Origin of the sequence: Rhodobacter xanthinilyticus (genome assembly GCF_001856665.1) — a bacterium.
GTDB classification, from domain to species: Bacteria; Pseudomonadota; Alphaproteobacteria; order Rhodobacterales; family Rhodobacteraceae; genus Rhodobacter; species Rhodobacter xanthinilyticus.
In genome coordinates this window covers 3,129,329-3,148,574 of record NZ_CP017781.1, presented here as the reverse complement: position 1 = coordinate 3,148,574, position 19,246 = coordinate 3,129,329, and the positions used below count along the sequence as shown (strand labels likewise).

General features: G+C 68.3%; 17 protein-coding genes. 8 read left to right on the top strand and 9 right to left on the bottom strand.

Annotated features, from left to right (window positions below):
• The first annotated feature begins 14 nt into the window (after positions 1 to 14).
• Positions 15 to 1,415 (top strand): cardiolipin synthase, encoded by a 1,401-nt coding sequence (gene cls / locus LPB142_RS15375; RefSeq protein WP_232230902.1) that lies wholly within the window; start codon positions 15 to 17, stop codon positions 1,413 to 1,415.
• Here cls and lepA read toward each other — a convergent pair whose 3' ends face one another.
• From lepA to LPB142_RS15350, 5 genes are all read right to left on the bottom strand, one after another.
• The gene (gene lepA / locus LPB142_RS15370) at positions 1,416 to 3,215 is read right to left on the bottom strand and encodes a translation elongation factor 4 (RefSeq protein ID WP_068768016.1); all 1,800 of its coding nucleotides are present in this window, start codon (positions 3,213 to 3,215) and stop codon (positions 1,416 to 1,418) included. It abuts the gene before it with no gap.
• Between the two features lie 54 nt (positions 3,216 to 3,269).
• Positions 3,270 to 4,028 carry a bestrophin-like domain gene (locus LPB142_RS15365; protein ID WP_071166891.1) on the bottom strand — a complete coding sequence of 253 codons (759 nt, stop codon included), beginning with the start codon at positions 4,026 to 4,028 and terminating at the stop codon, positions 3,270 to 3,272.
• 93 nt (positions 4,029 to 4,121) lie between these two features.
• Positions 4,122 to 6,011, bottom strand: a complete 1,890-nt coding sequence (locus tag LPB142_RS15360; protein WP_068768014.1) for an acyl-CoA synthetase — start codon at positions 6,009 to 6,011, stop codon at positions 4,122 to 4,124.
• A gap of 159 nt (positions 6,012 to 6,170) precedes the next feature.
• Positions 6,171 to 6,614, bottom strand: a complete 444-nt coding sequence (gene lysM / locus LPB142_RS15355; RefSeq protein ID WP_068768013.1) for a peptidoglycan-binding protein LysM — start codon at positions 6,612 to 6,614, stop codon at positions 6,171 to 6,173.
• A 207-nt stretch (positions 6,615 to 6,821) separates the two neighbouring features.
• Entirely contained in the window at positions 6,822 to 8,609 is a 1,788-nt protein-coding gene (locus LPB142_RS15350) for an ABC transporter transmembrane domain-containing protein (protein WP_071166890.1), read from the bottom strand.
• 165 nt (positions 8,610 to 8,774) lie between these two features.
• Between LPB142_RS15350 and LPB142_RS15345 the strand changes: the two genes are divergently transcribed.
• The gene (locus LPB142_RS15345) at positions 8,775 to 9,287 is read left to right on the top strand and encodes a DUF4405 domain-containing protein (protein WP_071166889.1); all 513 of its coding nucleotides are present in this window, start codon (positions 8,775 to 8,777) and stop codon (positions 9,285 to 9,287) included.
• Between the two features lie 18 nt (positions 9,288 to 9,305).
• Here the strand turns inward: LPB142_RS15345 and LPB142_RS15340 are convergent, their stop codons facing one another.
• The gene (locus LPB142_RS15340; protein ID WP_068768010.1) at positions 9,306 to 9,779 is read right to left on the bottom strand and encodes an Lrp/AsnC family transcriptional regulator; all 474 of its coding nucleotides are present in this window, start codon (positions 9,777 to 9,779) and stop codon (positions 9,306 to 9,308) included.
• A gap of 137 nt (positions 9,780 to 9,916) precedes the next feature.
• Here LPB142_RS15340 and LPB142_RS15335 point away from each other — a divergent pair, with 137 nt between their 5' ends.
• From LPB142_RS15335 to LPB142_RS15310, 6 genes are all read left to right on the top strand, one after another.
• Positions 9,917 to 10,366, top strand: a complete 450-nt coding sequence (locus LPB142_RS15335; RefSeq protein WP_068768009.1) for an RrF2 family transcriptional regulator — start codon at positions 9,917 to 9,919, stop codon at positions 10,364 to 10,366.
• Between the two features lie 223 nt (positions 10,367 to 10,589).
• On the top strand, positions 10,590 to 11,702 hold the full coding sequence (locus tag LPB142_RS15330) for a sulfate ABC transporter substrate-binding protein (protein ID WP_068768042.1): 1,113 nt from the start codon (positions 10,590 to 10,592) through the stop codon (positions 11,700 to 11,702).
• 7 nt (positions 11,703 to 11,709) lie between these two features.
• Positions 11,710 to 12,546, top strand: coding sequence for a sulfate ABC transporter permease subunit CysT (cysT, locus tag LPB142_RS15325; RefSeq protein ID WP_068768008.1), 837 nt, complete (start codon positions 11,710 to 11,712; stop codon positions 12,544 to 12,546).
• On the top strand, positions 12,539 to 13,381 hold the full coding sequence (gene cysW / locus LPB142_RS15320; RefSeq protein ID WP_071166888.1) for a sulfate ABC transporter permease subunit CysW: 843 nt from the start codon (positions 12,539 to 12,541) through the stop codon (positions 13,379 to 13,381). The genes cysT and cysW overlap by 8 nt, the downstream gene beginning before the upstream one ends.
• Before the next feature lie 11 nt (positions 13,382 to 13,392).
• Positions 13,393 to 14,112, top strand: a complete 720-nt coding sequence (locus tag LPB142_RS15315; RefSeq protein ID WP_071166887.1) for a sulfate/molybdate ABC transporter ATP-binding protein — start codon at positions 13,393 to 13,395, stop codon at positions 14,110 to 14,112.
• A 185-nt stretch (positions 14,113 to 14,297) separates the two neighbouring features.
• Entirely contained in the window at positions 14,298 to 15,656 is a 1,359-nt protein-coding gene (locus tag LPB142_RS15310) for an alanine/glycine:cation symporter family protein (protein WP_071166886.1), read from the top strand.
• Positions 15,657 to 15,684: 28 nt separating this feature from the next.
• Here the strand turns inward: LPB142_RS15310 and LPB142_RS15305 are convergent, their stop codons facing one another.
• From LPB142_RS15305 to LPB142_RS15295, 3 genes are all read right to left on the bottom strand, one after another.
• Complete coding sequence (locus LPB142_RS15305) at positions 15,685 to 16,458, bottom strand: crotonase/enoyl-CoA hydratase family protein (RefSeq protein WP_071166885.1); 774 nt, start codon at positions 16,456 to 16,458, stop codon at positions 15,685 to 15,687.
• Positions 16,455 to 18,122: an AMP-binding protein gene (locus LPB142_RS15300; RefSeq protein WP_071166884.1), complete on the bottom strand. Its 1,668-nt coding sequence runs from the start codon at positions 18,120 to 18,122 to the stop codon at positions 16,455 to 16,457. Before LPB142_RS15300 ends, LPB142_RS15305 begins: the two co-directional genes overlap by 4 nt.
• Before the next feature lie 125 nt (positions 18,123 to 18,247).
• The gene (locus LPB142_RS15295) at positions 18,248 to 19,150 is read right to left on the bottom strand and encodes a LysR family transcriptional regulator (protein WP_071166883.1); all 903 of its coding nucleotides are present in this window, start codon (positions 19,148 to 19,150) and stop codon (positions 18,248 to 18,250) included.
• Positions 19,151 to 19,246 lie beyond the last annotated feature (96 nt).

Here is a 19,246-nt window from a genome sequence, read left to right as displayed (position 1 = left end):
AGATAGGGGGCGCCGTGAGCCTGGCTTTGCTGATTTCCGCGGCGGTTCTGGCGCTGCATGGCGCCGCGATCTGGCTTGCGGCGCGGGCCATCGCCGGGGCGCGCACGCCGCAGGGCGCGGTCGGCTGGACGGTGTTCCTGCTCGTGCTGCCCTATCTCGCGGTGCCGGCCTATCTGGTCTTTGGCGATTTCCGCTACCCCGAGCGGCTGCGCGCGCGCCAGCTCTCCGAGATCGCGGCGCGGGGGGGCGCGCGGCCCGCGGCGCCGGGGCCGGCGGGCGACGGGCTGGTGGCGGGGTTCGAGGCGATCGCCGGGCAGGCCGTCACCGAGGGCGCCGAGGCGCGGCTCTTGATCGACGGGGCCGCGTTTTTCGACGCGCTGTTCGCCGAGATCGCGCGGGCCGAGCGCTATATCCTGATCGAGACCTATATCCTGCGCGATGACAGCCTCGGGCGCGATCTCGCCGGCGCGCTGATCGCGCGGGCGCGGGCGGGGGTGCGGGTCGCGGTGCTCTATGACCCGTTCGGCAGCTATGGGCTCGGCCGCGCCTATCTGGCCGAGCTGCGCGCCGCGGGCGTCGAGATCGTCAACTTCCATGCGCGCCATGGCGGGCGGCTCGGCGCGCTGCCGCGGGTCAATTTCCGCAACCATCGCAAGATCGCGGTGATCGACGGGCGGGTGGGGTTCACCGGCGGGGCGAATTTCGGCGCCGAATATCTGGGGCCGACGCCGCGCTTCGGGGCGTGGCGCGATACGATGGTGCGGCTCGCGGGGCCGGTCGTGGCGCAGCTCCAGCTCGCCTTCGCGGAGGATTGGCATTGGGCGACGGGCGAGCCTCTCGCGCTCGACTGGGCGCCCGAGCCCGCGGGGGCGGCGCGGGCGCTGGTGCTGGCCTCGGGGCCCTCGGATCCGCGCGAGTCGGGCGGGCTCTACTTCGCGCAGGCGATCACGGCGGCGCGCGCGCGGGTCTGGATCGCCTCGCCCTATTTCGCGCCCGACCCCGGGTTGATGCAGGCGCTGCGGCTCGCGGCGCTGCGCGGGGTCGATGTGCGGGTGATCGTGGCGGGGCGGCGCGACCATTGGCTCGTCTGGCTCGCCGGGTTTGCCTTCCTCGAGGAGATGCGCGGCGCGGGGGTGCGGTTTTACCGCTACGGGCCGGGGTTCATGCATCAGAAGGTGGTGCTGGTCGATGAGGCGATGGCCGCGATCGGCTCGCACAATCTCGACAGCCGGTCGTGCAGGCTCAATTTCGAGGCCAGCGCGCTGATCTTCGACGAGGGCTTTGCGCGCGAGGTCGGCGCGATGCTGGAGGCCGATTTCGCCGCCGCCGGGCCCTGGGAGCGGCCCATGAAAAAGGCGCCGCTCGCCCTCCGGCTCGCGGCGCCTTTCGCGCGGCTCTTCGCGCCGATCCTGTGATCAGTCGTCCATCTTGAGCGCCGAGATGAAGGCCGATTGCGGGATCTCGACCTTGCCGAACTGACGCATCTTCTTCTTGCCGGCTTTCTGCTTCTCGAGGAGCTTCTTCTTCCGCGTGGCGTCGCCGCCGTAGCATTTCGCGGTCACGTCCTTGCGCATCGCCGAGAGCGTCTCGCGCGCGATCACCCGCCCGCCGATCGCGGCCTGGATCGGGATCTTGAACATGTGCCGCGGGATCAGCTCCTTGAGCTTCTCGACCATCGCGCGGCCGCGGCTTTCGGCGCGGTCACGGTGGACCATGATCGAGAGCGCGTCGACCGGCTCGTCATTGACCAGGATCGACATTTTCACGAGGAAATCCTCGCGATATTCGCTCAGCTGGTAATCGAAGCTCGCATAGCCCTTGGTGACCGATTTCAGCCGGTCGTAGAAGTCGAAGACGACCTCGGCGAGCGGCAGGTCATAGACCACCATCGCGCGCGAGCCGGCATAGGTCAGGTCGAGCTGGATGCCGCGACGATCCTGGCAGAGCTTGAGCACATCGCCGAGGTAATCGTCGGGGACCATGATCGTCGCCTTGATCCGCGGCTCCTCGATATGGTCGACATAGGTCAGGTCGGGCATGTCAGCGGGGTTGTGCAGATCGCGCACTTCGCCGTCCTTCATGTGCAGCTTGAAGACCACCGAGGGCGCGGTGGTGATCAGGTCGAGATCATATTCGCGCTCGAGCCGGTCGCGGATCACCTCGAGGTGCAACAGCCCGAGGAAGCCGCAGCGGAAGCCGAAGCCAAGCGCGGCGGAGGTCTCCATCTCGTAGCTGAAGCTCGCGTCATTGAGCGCGAGTTTCTCGATCGCGTCGCGCAGCGCCTCGAAATCATTGGCGTCGACCGGGAAGAGGCCGCAGAACACCACCGGCTGCGCGGGTTTGAAGCCCGCCAGCGGCGCCGCGCAGGGTTTTTTCTCATGGGTGATCGTGTCGCCCACGCGGGTGTCGCGGACCTGTTTGATCGAGGCGGTGAAGACGCCGATCTCGCCCGGGCCGAGCTCGGCGATATCGACCATCTGCGGTTTGAGCACCGAGAGCTTGTCGATGCCATAGACCGCGCCGGTCTGCATCATCTTGATCCGGTCGCCCTTCTTGATCACGCCATCCATGACGCGGATCATGACGACGACGCCGAGGTAGGGGTCATACCAGCTGTCGACCAGCATCGCTTTCAGCGGCGCGCTGCGGTCGCCTTTCGGCGCGGGCAGGCGCTGCACGATCGCCTCGAGCACATCGGGGATGCCGAGTCCGGTTTTCGCCGAGATCGGGATCGCGTCGGAGGCGTCGATGCCGATGACATCCTCGATATTGGCCTTCACGGCCTCCGGGTCGGCGGCGGGCAGGTCGATCTTGTTGAGCACCGGCACGATCTCATGGCCCGCGTCGATCGCCTGATAGACGTTGGCGAGCGTCTGCGCCTCGACGCCCTGCGAGGCATCGACGACCAGAAGCGAGCCCTCGACCGCGCGCATCGAGCGCGAGACTTCATAGGCGAAGTCGACGTGGCCGGGGGTGTCGATCAGGTTCAGGATATAGGTCTGACCGTTCTTGGCGGGATATTCGATCCGCACGGTGTTGGCCTTGATCGTGATGCCGCGCTCGCGCTCGATATCCATCGAGTCGAGGAGCTGCGCCTTCATATCGCGTTCGGCCACCGTCCCCGTCATCTGGATCAGCCGGTCGGCGAGGGTGGATTTGCCGTGGTCGATATGGGCCACGATGGAGAAGTTACGGATGTGATCGAGATCGGTCATGATGGCCGGGATATGCGTGGAGAATCGCGTTTGGTCAATGGAGATTGAGCGCGCCTAGCGGATCGCGTCGAGAATTGGCTCGGCGGTGACGGCGGCGGGCTCCTGAAACGGGTTGCCCTGAACGAGCACGAGCGCCGAGGTCGGCGCCGAGGCGAGGGCGAAGATCGCGATCGCGAAGGTGCCGGCGCGGACGTTTTCCAGATGCACCGCCGCGATCGACAGGATCGTGAGGAAGCCGAGGATCGCCATGCCGAGCCATTTCAACGGGTTGAGGTGGGTCTGCATGAGGGCGACGCGCATGTCGTGGTCGTCGCGCAGGAGCATCACCTTGTCGAGGATCTGGCTTTGCACCGGATCGCCCGCGGCGGCGCGCAGCGCGGGGCTCGCGGCGAGGGCGAGCAGCGCATCGGCGGCGGCGCTGGCGGCGGGGTCGGCGTGGCTTTGCCGCAGGGCGCTGAATTCGGCCGCGGCGGCGGCGCCGTAGGTGGTGGCGGCGGCGGTGAGCTGGGCCGAGAGCGGCGCGCCGAGCGCCTCGGAGAGCACGATCAGGCTGCGCAGGCTGTCGGCCTCGCGAAAGACCGCATCCATCGCCCGGTCGCGTGAGGACCAGGTGTCATCGGCGATGAAGGCGAGCGTCAGCCCGAAGAGCATCGCATTGACGTTGATGAAGGGGGCGACCACGCCGCGATAGGGTTTGAGCCGATGGGCGACGGCGGGGCGCATCAGCGCGTGATCCACCGCCCAGACCGCAAGCCCCGTGCCCACCACCGCAAGCACCGCATAGCCCCAATGTTCCCATGCCAGCCAGTTCATCCGCCGCCCTCCGTTTGCCGCCCATATTCGCCGCCCTTGGCGCGCGCGCAACCGTCGCGAAGCAAAACGGCGCCCGAAGGCGCCGTCGGGGGGTTACTTTTTCCACTCCCAAGGCACGGTGAACTCGCCCAGCTTGTGTTTGAGCGCCGCCTCATCGACCGTGCCGGTGCGGGCAAGCTGCGCGACGAGGCCGCGTTTCTTGTCCTCGACCACCTCGGCGACCTCGGCCGCGAGCCCCGCCTCGCGCAGCGCCTCATCAAGCACCCGGCGGATCGCGCGTTTGCGCAGCTCGGGCTTGAAGATCTTGCCGACCGCGGTTTTCGGGAGTTCGGGCAGAACCTCGATATGTTTCGGGATCGCGGCGCGTTCGTGGATATGTTTCTTGGCATGGGCGGCGAGCTCGGCCTCGCTCAGCGCGGCGCCGGCGATCAGCTCGACATAGACGCAGGGCAGCTCGCCCGCGAAGCTGTCGGGCTGGCCGATGGCGCCGGCGAAGGCGACCTTCGGGTGGCTGAGCAGCGCTTCCTCGATCTCGGCGGGGTCGATATTGTGGCCGCCGCGGATGATCAGATCCTTGGCGCGGCCGGTGATCCACAGATAGCCGTCGGCATCGAGACGCCCGAGGTCGCCGGTGCGCAGGAAGCGGTCCTCGGCGAAGAGATCGTGGTTCTTGTCGGCCTCGGTATAGGTCGAGCCCTCGTAGACGCCCGGGTTCGCCACACAGATCTCGCCGATCTCGTCGGTGGCACATTCGATATAGCCCTCGCGCGTCGCGCGCAGGATGCGGACATGGCAATAGGGCAGCGGCAGGCCGACCGAGCCGACCTTCTTGTTGCCATCGGGCGGGTTCACCGCGACCAGACAGGTCGCCTCGGTCAGCCCATAGCCCTCGCAGACCTCGACGCCGGTGGCCTCCTTGAAGCGGTTGTAAAGCTCGATCGGCAGCGCAGCCGAGCCCGAGATCGCGGTGCGCAGCGAGGAGATATCGGCGTTCACCGGGCGCTGCATGAGCGCCGAGATCGCGGTCGGCACGGTGATCAGGAAGGTCACGCCCCAGCGCTCGACCAGTTTCCAGAAATTGTCGAAAACGCCCTCGCCGCGATAGCCCGCCGGGGTGGGCATCACGACATGTGCCCCGGATTCGATGGCGGACATCAAGATCGGGTAGGCCGCGAAAACGTGGAACAGCGGCAGCGGGCAGATCATCACATCGGTCTTGTCAAACAGCAGCGTGCCGCCGAGCCAGCCGTTGTAGATCATGCCGGAATATTTGTGCTGCGCGACCTTGGGCATGCCGGTGGTGCCGCCGGTGTGGAAATAGGCCGCGACCCGGTCGCCCTTGCTGTCGGCGAAGGTCAGCCGGTCGGCGGGCATCTTCGCCGCCTCGCGGTTGAGGTCGTAGACATCGGCGTGGTGCCTGGTCTCGAGCTTGGGGCGGATGAAGGGGACGATCCAGCTCTTCGGCGGCGTCAGGTAGCGGTTGAGGTCGATCTCGAGGATGGTCTGGACATTGGGCGCGAATTTCACCGCCTCGGCGGCCTTTTGCGCGATGTCGGTCTTCGGGAAGGGCTTGAGCGTGACGAGAACCTTGGCCTTCGTCTCGCGCAAGATCGCCGAGATCTGCTCGGATTCGAGCAGCGGGTTGATCGGGTTGACGATGCCGGTCACCGCGCCGGCAAGCAGCACGAGCGCCGTCTCGATGCAGTTGGGCAGCAGATAGGCGACGGTGTCGGTCTCGGTCACGCCGAGCTTGCGCAACAGATTCGAGATCTGGGTGACGCGGGCGTGGACCTCGGACCAGGTCAGCGTCACAGCCGGGTCTTTCGGGCCGGAGGTCAGCTGGAACGACAGCGCCGGGCGCGCGCCATGGGCGTCGCGGGTGCGGGTCAGGAACTCATACATCGTGGTGGCGCAGCCCCGCGCCTCCCACGGCATCTGCGCCTCGATCGCGTCGCGATCGGCGGTCGAAACAAAGCTCGGCATCTCGGTCTTCCTCCCTTGCCCGTTCCTCCGCGGGCTGACGCAGGATGCGACAAACCGCCCGGTTCGGGCAAGGGTGCGCGGGCCCCGCAACGTGACGTCATGGTCAACTTGACGCAGGGAGAGGGGCGGGCGGGCCCGGCCGGGGCGCCCGCCCGGGGATCAGGCCTTGCCGCCGGGGATGCGCAGCACCTGGCCGGGGTAGATCTTGTCGGGGTGGCTCAGCATCGGCTTGTTGGCCTCGAAGATTTCCATGTAGCGGTTGGCGTTGCCGAGCGTCTTCTTGGCAATGGCCGAGAGCGTGTCGCCCTTCACCACGGTGTGGAAGACCGCGTCCTGGGTATCGGCATCATCCTCGGTCTCGACCGCGGCCACGCCGCCGACATTGCCGACCGCGAGGATGATCTTTTCCTTGGTTTCGGCGTCAATCGCCTTGCCGGAGACCACGACCTTGTCGCCCTCGACCTTCAGATCCACGCCCGAGGCATCGAGCCCGAGTTCCTTGAGCTCAGCCTTCAGCACCTCTTCCTTCGGCGCCTCGCCCGCTTCGGCCTTCGAGCCGAAAAGCGATTTGCCGGCGTCTTTCACGAAATTCCACAAACCCATGTCTTACTCCTTTGCAAAAGGCTGGCCGGAGCGGCCCCAGCCAAGCTGCGGGCAGAGTGCAACAGACGCGCGACGGGCGACAGGGGAAATTTGCCGCGCCCGCCTCAGCCCCGACGGCGAAAAGAGCGTATTTGGGCCAAGAAGAAACGGCTGCGCTTCTTCTTGGCAAAAATACGCAAAATTCCGCAGGCAGGGCCGGGCGCGCCCTCAGGCGGGGGTGCCGTCGGTGAATTGCAGCCGCGCGAGTTCGGCATAGAGGCCGCCTTGGGCGACGAGTTCGTCATGGGTGCCTTGCGCGACGATCCGGCCTTCCTCGAAGACGACGATCCGGTCGGCGCGTTTCACGGTGGCGAGGCGGTGGGCGATGATGATCGTGGTGCGGCCCACCGCGAGGCGGTCGACGGCGGCCTGAACCTCGCGCTCGGAGGCGGCGTCGAGCGCCGAGGTCGCCTCGTCGAGGAGCAGGATCGGCGCGTCGCGCAGGATCGCGCGAGCGATGGCGATGCGTTGTTTTTGGCCGCCCGAGAGCATCACGCCGCGCTCGCCCACATAGGTCTCGTAGCCATCGGGGAGGGCGGTGAGGAAGTCATGGGCATGGGCGGCGCGGGCGGCGGCCTCGACATCGGCGTCCGAGGCGCCGGGGCTGCCGAAGCGGATGTTCTCGCGCGCGGAGGCGGCGAAGATCACCGGGTCTTGCGGCACGAGCGCGATGGCGTGGCGGAAATCGGCGCGCGCGAGGCTGCGCAGGTCATGGCCGTCGATCTTCACGGTGCCCGAGAGCGGATCCCAGAAGCGCTGGATGAGCTGGATCACGGTGGTCTTGCCGGCGCCCGAGGGGCCGACGAGGGCGACGGTCTCGCCCGGCGCGATATGCAGCGTGACGTGATCGAGCGCCGAGGTTTCCGGGCGCGAGGGGTAGTGGAAGACCACATCCTCGAAGCGGATCTCGCCACGCGCGGGCATCGGCAGCGGCAGCGGATGGGCGGGGTCTTGCACGCTGTCCTCGGTGGCGAGGAGCTCGACGAGGCGTTCGGTGGCGCCCGCGGCGCGTTGCAGCTCGCCCCAGATCTCGGAGAGCGCGCCGACCGAGCCTGCGACCATCACCGCATAGATGACGAATTGCACCAGCTCGCCCACCGACATCTCGCCCAGCCGCACATCGCGCGCGCCGACCCAGAGCACGCCGACGACGCCCGCGAAGACGAGGAAGATCACGATCATCGTCATGATCGCGCGGGTGGTGATGCGGCGCTGGGCGGAGGCGTAGCTCTTCTCGGTGACCTCGCCGAAATGGGCGCGGGTTTGCGGCTCATGGGTGAAGGCCTGGACTGTCTGCGCGGCGAGAAGCGCCTCGGAGGCGGCGCCCGAGGAATTCGCGATCCAGTCCTGGTTCTCGCGCGAGAGCCCGCGCAGGCGGCGCCCGAGCACCACGATCGGCACGATCACCACCGGCACGATCAGCAGCACGAGGCCGGTCAGCTTCGCCGAGGTGACGAGCAGCATCACCATGCCGCCCGCGAAGATCATCATGTTGCGCAGCGCCACCGAGACCGAGGAGCCGATCACCGAAAGGATCAGCGTGGTATCGGTGGTGATCCGCGAGATGATCTCGCCGGTCAGGATGCGCTCGAAGAACGCCGGGCTCATGCCGAGCACGCGGTCGAAGACGGCCTTGCGGATATCGGCCACCACGCGCTCGCCAAAGCGGGTGACGAGGTAGTAGCGCGCGCCGGTGCCGACGGCCAGGAGCGCGGTGATCACCAGCGCGGCGAAGAAATACTGGTCGAGGAGTTCCGCGCCTTGCTGGAAGCCATCCACCACGCGGCGCACCGCGATCGGCAGGATCAGGCTGATCGAGGCGGTGACCATCAGCGCGATCAGCGCGGCCAGCGCGATGCCCTTGTAGGGGGCGATGAACGGCCCGAGCCCCTTGAGCGCACCGATGCGCTTGGTGGTCGGACGGTCGTCGAGCGGTGCTTGCGGTCTGCGTGCCATCGGGTCCCCCTTTTGGCGCGGGTTTAGGGGCTCGCCCGCAGGGGGGCAAGCACGGATTGGTCGGAGGGCGGCGCCGGCGGCGCGCGCGCGATCATTTTTCAGCGACGGAACTGCGCCCGCCCGCCGTTCGACACGGCAATCGCAACCTGCACGACAGAGAGAAAAATGGTCAAGTTTTTCAACAGTTACGCGACACCGCTCACCACGGGGTTGTTTCTTGTATCGCTGATTTCGGGGGTGGCGCTCTTTCTCGGGCTCGGGCCGGCCTATTTTCACGGCATGCATGAATGGCTCTCGATGGTGCTGATCTTGCCCTTCGTGCTGCATATCTGGCGCAACTGGCGCCCGTTCCTGGGCTATTTCAAACGCGCGCCGATGGCGATCGCGCTGGCGGTCTCGGTGGCGGCGGCGGCGGCCTTCGTGGTGCCGGTCATGGGCGCCGAGGGGGGGCGCAGCGGGCCGCCGCAATTTGCGCTCGCGCATCTGGCGCTGGGCGCGCCGATCGCCGATGTCGCGCCGATCCTCGGGCTCGACGGGGCGGGGCTGGTGACGAAATTGCAGGGCCTTGGCTATACCGTCAGCGGCCCCGGGCAGACCCTTCTCGAGGTGGCGGCGGCCTCGGAGAAGAGCGAGATGGAGATCGCGGGGGCGCTCGTCGCGCCGCCGGCGGCGAATTGAGCGCGGCGCGGCAAGGCCTCAGGGGCCTTGCAGATCCACCGGATAGGCGGTGGTGTGCTTGATCGGCTCGAGCGCCATATGCGAGGTGATCTTGCGGATCGGCACGGCCGCGGTCAGCCGCGTGCAGAAGGCGTCGAAGCGCGCCATGTCGGGCAGGGTGAGGCGCAGAAGATAATCGCCCTGGCCCGCCACGCGCCACAGTTCCATCACCTCCGGGCTCGCCTCGATCGCGGCGCAGAAGCGGGCGCGCCAGTCGGGCGTCTGGTCGGCGGCCTCGAGGGTGACGAAGACGGTCAGCCCGAGCCCCAGCGCCTGCGGATCGGCGAGCGCCACGCGCCGCGCGATCACGCCGCTCGCCTCGAGTTTCTGGATCCGCTTCCAGCAGGGCGTCTGCGACAGGCCGACGCGCTCGGCGATCCGGGCCACCGGCAGGGTGGCGTCTTCCATCAGTTGCGCGACGATCTTGCGGTCGATCAGGTCGAGTGCGGTCATCGGTGCCTCCTCGGGTCGACTCACTATGCGCCATATCTCTCAAAAGTCTATCACTATTATCGTGATTATGGCCCGGGCGGCGGAATCCCGACCAGATCGACGTTGATTTGTGCCCATCGCGCCCGTAATGCTGGGCCATGATCACGCAGAAGATGAAATATGCGCTCAAGGCGCTTCTGGTTCTGGCCGATGAGGCCGGGGCCGAGGCGCCCGCGCCGCTGACGATCGAGGAGATCGCGACGCGCTCGGGCACGCCGAAGCGGTTTCTCGAGCATATCCTGCTCGATCTGCGCAAGCAGGGCGTGGTCGCCTCGATCCGCGGGCGCTCGGGCGGCTACAGCCTGCTCAAGGCGCCGCGCGAGATCTCGATCTCGGAGCTCCTGCGCCGGATCGACGGGCCGATCGCGCCGCTGCCGTGCCTGTCGCGCAGCGCCTATCAACGCTGCGAGGATTGCACCGACGAGGCGAGCTGCCGGATCCGCAAGGTCTTTGCCGAGGTGTTCTGGTCCTATCTGGTGCTGATCGATTCGCTCACGCTCGAGGATATGCTGCGGGCGGGCACCGGGCGGGATCTGCTCGAGGTCTGAGCGCCCCTGACCACAAGCCGCCGCGCCCCGCCTCTGGCGGGGTTTTTGATTTCGGGCGGGGCGGGGAGAAGAAACTCCTAAAATCACGACAAAGAAAGGCGAGAATATTCCCTTGATAATCACGATAAACCCGGTGGATATTTGAGGCATAAGCCGCCCCGCCAAAATGGCCGGCGCCGGCCAGGAAACAGACCACCACACCGTTGATTTGAAAGGAAAAGCCATGATCACGACGATTACCCTCAGCCGCCATGTCAGCGCCCAAGGCCCGATCATCGCGCGCCATGCCGATGGCCGTGTGACCATCGCCGATGGTCTGCGGCGGATCACCGGCTGGCCGATCGCCCGGCTGTTGCGCGCGTCGGCGCTTCTCGTCGCGCTCGGGCTTGCGGGCTTTGCGCCGCAGGGCGCGCGGGCGGAAACGCTGCTCAATGTCAGCTACGACCCGACGCGCGAGCTCTACCGCGAGGTGAATGCGGCGTTTTCCGATTGGTGGGTCGCGCAGGGCCATGAGGCGCCCGAGATCGAGACCTCGCATGGCGGCTCGGGGGCGCAGGCGCGCGCGGTTGTCGAGGGGCTCGGGGCGCAGGTGGTGACGCTGGCGCTCGCCTCCGACATCGACAAGATCGCGGCGGCGGGCAAGCTGCCGGCGGATTGGCAGGGCCGGCTGCCGCATAACTCGGCGCCCTATACCTCGACGATCGTGTTTCTGGTGCGCGAGGGCAATCCGAAGGGGATCACCGATTGGGGCGATCTGATCAAGGACGGCGTCGAGGTGATCACCCCCAACCCGAAGACCTCGGGCGGGGCGCGCTGGGCGTATCTCGCGGCCTGGGCCTGGGCGGAGAAGGCCGGCCGCGACCCGCGCGCCTTCGAGGCGGAGCTCTTCGCCCATGTGCCGGTGCTCGATACCGGCGCGCGTGGCGCGACGACGACCTTTGCGCAGCGCGGGATCGGCGATGTCTTGCTGGCCTGGGAGAATGAGGCGCATCTGGCGCTTGCCGAGCTTGGCGCGGACCGGTTCGACATCGTGGTGCCCTCGGTTTCGGTGCGGGCCGAGCCGCCGGTGGCGCTGGTCGAGGCCAATCTCGCGCGCCCCGAACAGCGGGAGCTGGCCGAGGCCTATCTGAACTTCCTCTATACGCCCGAGGCGCAAGCGATTGCGTTCAAACATTATTATCGCGCCTGGGATGCTTCGGCCGCGGCGGCGGAGGATGTCGCGCGGCTGCCGGCGCTCGATCTGGTCGATATCTCGCACTTCGGCGGCTGGGCGCAGGCGCAGCCCGAGCATTTCGGCGCGGGCGGGGTTTTCGATCAGATCTCGACGGCGAAGTGAGGGCGCGATGGCACGGTCATTCATCCAGCCCTCGCCGATGCCGGGGCTTGGGCTGAGCGCGGGGATCACGCTTGCGATGCTCGCGCTCGTGGTGCTGGCGCCGATCGGGGCGCTCTTGGTGCAGGGTGCGAGCCTTGGGGCCGAGGGGCTCTGGGCGGAGGTGAACCGGCCGCGGGTCTGGGCGGCGCTGGGGCTCTCGTTCCGGCTCGCGGCGCTCGCGGCGGCGGTCAATCTCGGGCTCGGGCTGGTGCTCGCCTGGGCGCTCGAGCGCTATGATTTCCCCGGGCGGCGGCTGCTCGATGCGGCGGTCGATCTGCCCTTCGCGCTGCCCACCGCGGTGGCGGGGATCGCGCTCACCGCGCTTTCCGCGCCGAGCGGGGCGTTTGGCGCGCTCGCGGCGCGGCTTGGCGGGCGCATCGCCTATACCGAGGCGGGGATTTTCCTCGCGCTGCTGTTTGTCGGGCTGCCGTTCGTGACGCGCACGGTGCAGCCGGTGGTGGCCGAGATCGACCGCGAGCTGGAGGAGGCCTCGGCCACGCTCGGCGCGGGGCGGCTCACCACGCTGCGCCGGGTGATCTGGCCGATGCTGATGCCCGCCGCGCTCACCGGCTTTGCGCTCGCGCTGGCGCGGGGGGTGGGGGAATATGGCTCGGTGATCTTCATCGCCGGCAATCTCCCGATGCAGACCGAGATCGCGCCGCTGCTGATCGTGATCAAGCTCGAGGAATTCGATGACGCGGGGGCGGCGGCGATCGGGGTGGCGATGCTCGCGATCAGTTTCGTGATGCTGCTCGCGATCAATCTGCTGCAGGTCTGGAGCCGGCGGAGGATGGGCGATGTCTGAGAGGTTGCGCGTCACGACCGAAGCGCCGGCGCTGCGCCGGGGGGTGATCGGTGCGGCGGGGGGGATCTTGGCGCTTCTGGTGCTGGCGCCGCTCGTGATGGTCTTTGCGCAGGCGCTGGCGAAGGGGCCGGGGGCGGCGCTCGCGAGCCTCGCCGCCCCGGAGGCGCGGGCCGCGATCCGGCTCACGCTCCTTGTCGCGGCGATCACGGTGCCGCTTGGCGCGGTCTTCGGGCTGGCGGCGGCGTGGTGGCTCACCCGCTTCGAGTTTCGCGGCAAGGCGCTCCTGATCTCGCTGATCGATCTGCCGTTTTCGGTCTCGCCGGTGGTGGCGGGGCTCGCGCTCGTGCTGCTCTTTGGCGCGAATTCGAGCCTCGGCGGCTGGCTCGTCGGGCAGGGGGTGCCGGTGATCTTCGCGCTGCCGGGGGTGGTGCTTGCGACGCTTTTCGTGACCTTCCCCTTCATCGCGCGCGCGCTCATCCCGGTGATGGTCGAGCAGGGCCGCGCCGAGGAGGAGGCGGCGCTGACGCTCGGCGCGGGGGGCTGGCGGGTGTTTTTCACCGTGACGCTGCCCAAAATCCGCGGGGCCTTGCTCGCGGGGGTGTTGCTCGCCAATGCCCGCGCGATGGGCGAGTTCGGCGCCGTCGCGGTCGTCTCGGGCAAGATCCGCGGCCAGACCGCCACCGTGCCGATCACCATCGAGATGCTCTACAACGAATATCTGACGGTCGCGGCTTTCGCGCTCGCCGCGGTGCTGACCGCGCTCGCCTTGCTCACCTTGCTTGCCAAAACCCTGCTCGACCGCGCCGGCCATGGCGCGGGCCTGAGCGGCCATTGAAAGGGCCTGCCATGCAGATCGAAATTGATGAAATCGCCAAGGATTTCGGCGCGACGACGGCGCTGCATCCGGTGTCGCTGTCAATCCCCTCGGGGGCGCTGGTGGCGCTGCTCGGGCCCTCCGGGTCGGGCAAGACGACGCTGTTGCGGATCCTCGGCGGGCTCGAGATCCCGAGCTCGGGGCGGGTGCTCTTCGACGGCGAGGATGCCACGGGGATGACCGTGCAGGAGCGCCGTGCGGGGTTTGTCTTTCAGAGCTATGCGCTCTTTCGGCATATGACGGTGGCGCAGAACATCGGTTACGGGCTCGCCGCGCGGCCGCGGGCCCGGCGCCCGTCGAAGGCCGAGATCGCGCGGCGGGTGGGGCATCTGCTCGCGCTGATCCAGCTGCCCGACATCGGCGCGCGCTACCCCGGCCAGCTTTCCGGCGGGCAGCGTCAGCGGGTGGCGCTGGCGCGGGCGCTGGCGATCGAGCCGCGGATGCTGCTGCTGGACGAGCCCTTCGGCGCGCTCGATGCGAAGGTGCGCCGCGAGCTGCGTCAGGGGCTGCGCGATATCCATGACGAGACCGGGCTGACCTCGGTTTTCGTGACCCATGATCAGGAAGAGGCGATGGCGCTCGCTGATCTGGTGGTGGTGATGTCGATGGGCCGGATCGAGCAGATCGGCCGCCCGCAAGACCTGCGCGCCCGCCCGGCGAGCGCTTTCGTGCGCGCGTTCCTCACCGTCTGATCTGCGCTGGGCGCAGGGCGGCTTGCCCGGCGCGGCAAATCGCGTGGTGGATCTTGAACTCGGCGCGCCCATGGGGGAGAGACGCGGGCATCCGCGCATCGGCGCCCCGCGGGGCGCTGAGCGCCGCATATCCGCGCGCCGGCCCCGCAAGGGCGGCGGTGCGAGGGATCAAAGGAGATCTGCGTTTGGAACTGCTACTGACTTTCTTCAATTGGCTCAACGGTATCGTCTGGGGCGTGCCGATGATCGTGCTGATCCTCGGCACCGGCCTTTATCTTCAGCTCCGCCTCGGCTTCATGCCGCTGCGCAAGCTCGTTTATGGCTTCAAGATGATCTGGAGGAGCCGCACGCCCGGCTCCGCGGCGGAGGGGGAGATCACCCCCTATGCGGCGCTGATGACCGCGCTCTCGGCGACGATCGGCACCGGCAATATCGCCGGCGTCGCCACCGCGATCGCGGTCGGCGGGCCCGGCGCGCTGTTCTGGATGTGGGTCACCGCCTTCGTCGGCATGGCCACGAAATACGCCGAGGTGGTGGTCGCGGTGAAGTATCGCGAGGTCGATGACAGGGGCGAGCATATCGGCGGCCCGATGTTTGCGATCAAGAACGGGCTGGGGCGGAACTGGCGCTGGCTCGCCACCGCTTTTGCCTTTTTCGGCGGGCTGGCGGGCTTTGGCATCGGCAACATGGTGCAGGCCAATGGCATCGCGAGCGCGATCGAGAATTCCTTCGGCGTGCAGACCTGGATCACCGGCGCGGTGCTGACCGTGCTCACCGGCCTCGTCGTGCTTGGCGGGATCAAGCGAATCGGCGCGGTGGCGGAGAAGATCGTGCCGTTCATGGCGATCGTCTATCTGATCAGCGTGCTCTTCGTGCTCGCGATCTTTGCCGGCAATATCCCCGCGGCGATCGTGACCATCGTTTCGGACGCCTTCACCGGCTCGGCGGCGGCGGGCGGTTTCCTCGGTGCCTCGATGATCCTCGCGATGCAAAAGGGTGTGGCGCGCGGCATCTTCTCGAACGAGGCGGGGCTTGGCACCGCCGGGATCGCGCAGGCCTCGGGCTCGACCTCCGACCCGGTGTTCTCGGGCGTGATCGGCATGATGGGGACCTTCATCGACACGATCATCATCTGCACGCTGACGGGGCTTGCGATCATGGTCACCGGCGTCTGGACGGGCGGCGAGACCGGCGCGCCGCTCTCCTCGCAGGCCTTCGAGGCGGCGATCCCGGGGGCGGGCAAATACATCCTGACGATCTGTCTGGCGCTCTTTGCCTTCACGACGATCCTCGGCTGGGCCTATTACGCGGAGAAATGCTGGCAGTTCCTGCTCGGCACGGTGAGCGAAAAGCCGTTCCGGCTGTTGTGGACGGTGTCGATCTTCTTCGGCGCGACGCTGAGCCTCGATTTCGCCTGGCTGGTGGCCGATACGCTCAATGCGCTGATGGCGATCCCGAACCTGATCTCGCTGCTCCTGCTCTCGCCGGTGATCGTCAAGCTGACGCGGGCGCATTTCGCCGCCGAGGCGGCCGGCCGGGGCTGAGCGACGGCCCCGGGCCGGGGGGGCGGGGTCAGCGGCCCTGCCAGACCGGCGCGCGCCGCTCAAGAAAGGCGCGCGCCCCCTCGCGGGCGTCTTCGCTCGCCATGATCTCGCGCAGCGTGCGGGCGTTTTCGGGCCAGAGCGGGGCGAGCTGCGCGGCCTCGGCGGCGCGGCTGAGCCGCAGCGTCTCGCGCACCGCCAAAGGCGCGTTGGCGGCGATTTCCTGCGCGAGCCCGAGCGCGGCGGCGCGCGCCGTGCCAAGGGCTGCGCGCCGCGCGATCAGCCCCAGATCCCAGGCCTCGGCGGTGTCGATCATCCGCCCGGTCAGCAAGATCTCGCGCGCCCGCGCCGGCGGGATCAGCGCGGCGAGCCGCAGCGCCCCGCCCGCCCCCGCGACCAGACCGCGGATCACCTCGGGCAGGCCGAAGCGGCTCTCCTCCTCGGCCACGATCAGATCGCAGGCGAGCGCGAGCTCGCAGCCCCCCGCGAGCGCCGCGCCCTGCACCGCCGCGATCAGCGGCTTGCTCCGGCGCGCCTCGGTCAGCCCGGCAAAGCCGCCCGGGCCGAAGAGCACCGCCTCGCCCTGACCGGCGCCGAAGGCCGCCAGATCCATCCCCGCGCAGAACACCGGCCCCGCGCCGCACAGCACGCCCACCCGCAGATCCGGGTCCGCCTCGAACCGCGCCAACGCCGCGGCAAGCCCCGCCGCCGCCGCGCCATCAATGGCATTGCGCCGCGCCGGGCGGTTGAGCGTGATCACCGCCACCGGCCCCTCGGCCTCGAACAGAACGGCAGAATCGGTCATTGGGAAATCTCCTCGATCAGGCGTTTGCGCAGCGCGCCGCGGATGATCTTGCCGGTGGTGGTCACCGGCAGCTCATCGACGACATAGATCGCGCGGGGGTATTCATAGGCGGCCAGGCGGGTGCGGACATGGGCGGCGATGTCCTCGCGCAGGGCGGGGCTGTCTTGCGCCCCGGCGCGCAGCTTGAGAAAGGCCGCGACGATCTCGCCGCGCAGCGGGTCGGGCTGGCCGACCACCCCCGCCATCGCCACCGCCGGATGGGCGATCAGACAATCCTCGATCTCGGCCGGGCCGACCCGGTAGCCGCCGGTCGAGATGATGTCATCGGCGCGGCCCTTGAACATCAGTCGCCCGTCGGGCCGGCGCAGGCCGCGGTCGCCCGTCACCAGCCAGCGCCCCTCCGGGCCGATCACGAATTTCTCCGCCGTGGCCACCGGCTGTTGCCAGTAGCCAAGGAACATCACCGGGTCCGGCGCGAGGATCGCGATCGCGCCCTCCACCCCGTCGGGCAGCCGCGCGGCGGTGGTCTCGTCGATCACATCGACACGGTGGCCCGGCACCGGCCAGCCCATCAGCCCGTTCTCCGGCGCCTCGAGCGCGCCGCAGCTCGACACGACCATGTTGCATTCGGTCTGGCCGTAGAACTCGTTGATCGTGACGCCGAGCGCCTGCCGCCCCCAATCGAGCAGCTGCGCCCCGAGCGGCTCGCCCCCCGACGCGACCGAGCGCATGTCGAGCGCCCAGCCCGCGCTCTCGGGGTCGGCCTTCATCAGCTTCAGCGCGGTCGGCGGCAAGAAGGCGTTGCGCACCCCGAAGCGGCGGATCAGATCGGCTGCCGCGCGGGCGGAGAATTTGCGAAACCGGCAGGCCACCACCGGCACGCCATGATGGAGCGCGGGCAGCAGCACATCGAGCAGCCCGCCGATCCAGGCCCAATCCGCCGGGGTCCAGATCCGGTCGCCCGGCTGGGGCAGGAAATCATGGCTCATCTCGACACCGGGCAGGTGGCCGAGCAGCACCCGATGGGCATGGAGCGCGCCCTTCGGGTTGCCGGTGGTGCCGGAGGTGTAGATCAGAAGCGCCGGCGCGTTCGCGCGGCTCGCGACCGGGGTGAACTCCTCCGGGGCGGCGGCGAGGGCGGCGTCGAAATCCTGCGCGCCGGCGGCCGGCCCGTCGACGGTGAAGACCGTCTCGAGATCGGGGAGATCGGCGCGGATCTCGGCGATCATCGGCAGGCTGGCGTGATCGGTCACGAGCACCCGCGCGCCGCTGTCGCGCAGCCGGTGCAGCAGCGCCTCGGGGCCAAAGAGCGTGAACAGCGGCAGCGAGACGCAGCCCGCCTTGAAGGCCGCGATATGGGCGATCGCGGTTTCGCGCCGCTGCGGCAGCAAGATCGCGACGCGGTCGCCCGCGCTGACGCCGTCGCCGCCCAGCCCGAGCCCGCGCAGCACATTGGCAAAGCGGTTCGAGGCCGCGCGCAGCTCGGCAAAGCTGGTCTCGCGCGCCGGGCCATAGCCATCCTCGCCGACCTCGATCAGCGCGATGCGCGCCGGGTCGGCCGCGGCCCAGCGGTCGCAGACATCGACGCCGATGTTGTAATGTTCGGGAATATCCCAGTGAAATGCCGACATGGTCGCGGCATAGCTCTCCTTGCGAGACAGCATGCGTTTCCTCCCCTTCGACGCCCCGTCGGGGGCGCCCTTCTCCGCGGAAAAGGGAGCGCATTCGGCCCGGGCTTGTCTATCGCCGGAAAAGTTGACGCTAGGGAAGGCAGATTGCGCCCCCGCGCTCAGGAGATCAGGAAGCGGTGGCGTTCCTTGCGGGCGACCTGTTGGAGATATTCCGACACGACACGCACCCGCGCGAGGTCTTCGGTGCTCTGGTGGCTGAGGATCCAGACGGTGCGGGTGAGCACACAATCCTCGACCAGAACGGGCTCGAGATCGGGGTCGTCGAGCGCCATGAAGCGCGGCAGGATGGCGAGCCCCGCGCCCTCGCGCACCGCCTCGCGCTGGGCGATCATCGAGGTCGAGGCGAAGCCCACCGGCGTGGTGATCCCGAGCTCCTCGAGATAGCGCAATTCGTCGGAAAACAGCATCTCCGGGATATAGCCGACGAGCCGGTGGTGGCGCAGATCGCGCAGCCGCTCGGGGCGGCCATAGCGGCGCAGATAATCGGGCGCGGCGAAGAAATGCAGGTGGTAATCGGTCATCCGCCGCGCCAGCAGCCGCCCGCTTGTGGGCAAGGCCAGATCGAGCGAGAGATGCACCTCCTGATGCGACATCTGGAACTGCCGCGAGCGCACCACGAGCGCGACATCGACATCGGGGTTGTCGCGCTGAAACCGGGCCAGGAGCGGCGTGACGACATAGGTGCCCAAGCCATCGGGTGCGCCGATCCGCACCATGCCCGCCAGCCGCCCGGCCTCGCCCACGATCTGCTCATGCACCCGGGTGCTCGAGCGCTCCACCTCCATCGCGATCGGCAACAGCCGCTCGCCCGCCTGGGTGAGCGCATAGCCCGCCTCGTCGCGGATGAACAATTGCGCGCCCACCGCTTTCTCGAGCGCCCGGATCCGGCGCGCCACAGTCGTCTGGTCGATGCCGAGCGCCCGCCCGGCCACCGTCATCCGCTTCAGCCGCGCCAGCGCTAGGAAAAATTTCAGATCGTTCCAGTCAAAAGTTGTCTGCATTTTTGCAACTTACCTCTGCACATTTACCCATGTCAAACGGCGCCAGACCGCCCTTTAATCACGATCGAGGGGAGGGGGACTGGTGCGGATCGCGCC

What these genes read in the sequence shown, in the direction of transcription:
- lysM (WP_068768013.1), bottom strand. Translation starts at nt 6,614, where the DNA reads ATGGGTTTGTGGAATTTCGTGAAAGACGCCGGCAAATCGCTTTTCGGC.
- LPB142_RS15295 (WP_071166883.1), bottom strand. Translation starts at nt 19,150, where the DNA reads ATGCAGACAACTTTTGACTGGAACGATCTGAAATTTTTCCTAGCGCTG.
- LPB142_RS15335 (WP_068768009.1), top strand. Translation starts at nt 9,917, where the DNA reads ATGATCACGCAGAAGATGAAATATGCGCTCAAGGCGCTTCTGGTTCTG.
- LPB142_RS15345 (WP_071166889.1), top strand. Translation starts at nt 8,775, where the DNA reads ATGGTCAAGTTTTTCAACAGTTACGCGACACCGCTCACCACGGGGTTG.
- LPB142_RS15340 (WP_068768010.1), bottom strand. Translation starts at nt 9,779, where the DNA reads ATGACCGCACTCGACCTGATCGACCGCAAGATCGTCGCGCAACTGATG.
- LPB142_RS15305 (WP_071166885.1), bottom strand. Translation starts at nt 16,458, where the DNA reads ATGACCGATTCTGCCGTTCTGTTCGAGGCCGAGGGGCCGGTGGCGGTG.
- LPB142_RS15330 (WP_068768042.1), top strand. Translation starts at nt 10,590, where the DNA reads ATGATCACGACGATTACCCTCAGCCGCCATGTCAGCGCCCAAGGCCCG.
- lepA (WP_068768016.1), bottom strand. Translation starts at nt 3,215, where the DNA reads ATGACCGATCTCGATCACATCCGTAACTTCTCCATCGTGGCCCATATC.
- cysT (WP_068768008.1), top strand. Translation starts at nt 11,710, where the DNA reads ATGGCACGGTCATTCATCCAGCCCTCGCCGATGCCGGGGCTTGGGCTG.
- cysW (WP_071166888.1), top strand. Translation starts at nt 12,539, where the DNA reads ATGTCTGAGAGGTTGCGCGTCACGACCGAAGCGCCGGCGCTGCGCCGG.
- LPB142_RS15315 (WP_071166887.1), top strand. Translation starts at nt 13,393, where the DNA reads ATGCAGATCGAAATTGATGAAATCGCCAAGGATTTCGGCGCGACGACG.
- LPB142_RS15365 (WP_071166891.1), bottom strand. Translation starts at nt 4,028, where the DNA reads ATGAACTGGCTGGCATGGGAACATTGGGGCTATGCGGTGCTTGCGGTG.
- LPB142_RS15360 (WP_068768014.1), bottom strand. Translation starts at nt 6,011, where the DNA reads ATGCCGAGCTTTGTTTCGACCGCCGATCGCGACGCGATCGAGGCGCAG.
- LPB142_RS15300 (WP_071166884.1), bottom strand. Translation starts at nt 18,122, where the DNA reads ATGCTGTCTCGCAAGGAGAGCTATGCCGCGACCATGTCGGCATTTCAC.
- LPB142_RS15350 (WP_071166890.1), bottom strand. Translation starts at nt 8,609, where the DNA reads ATGGCACGCAGACCGCAAGCACCGCTCGACGACCGTCCGACCACCAAG.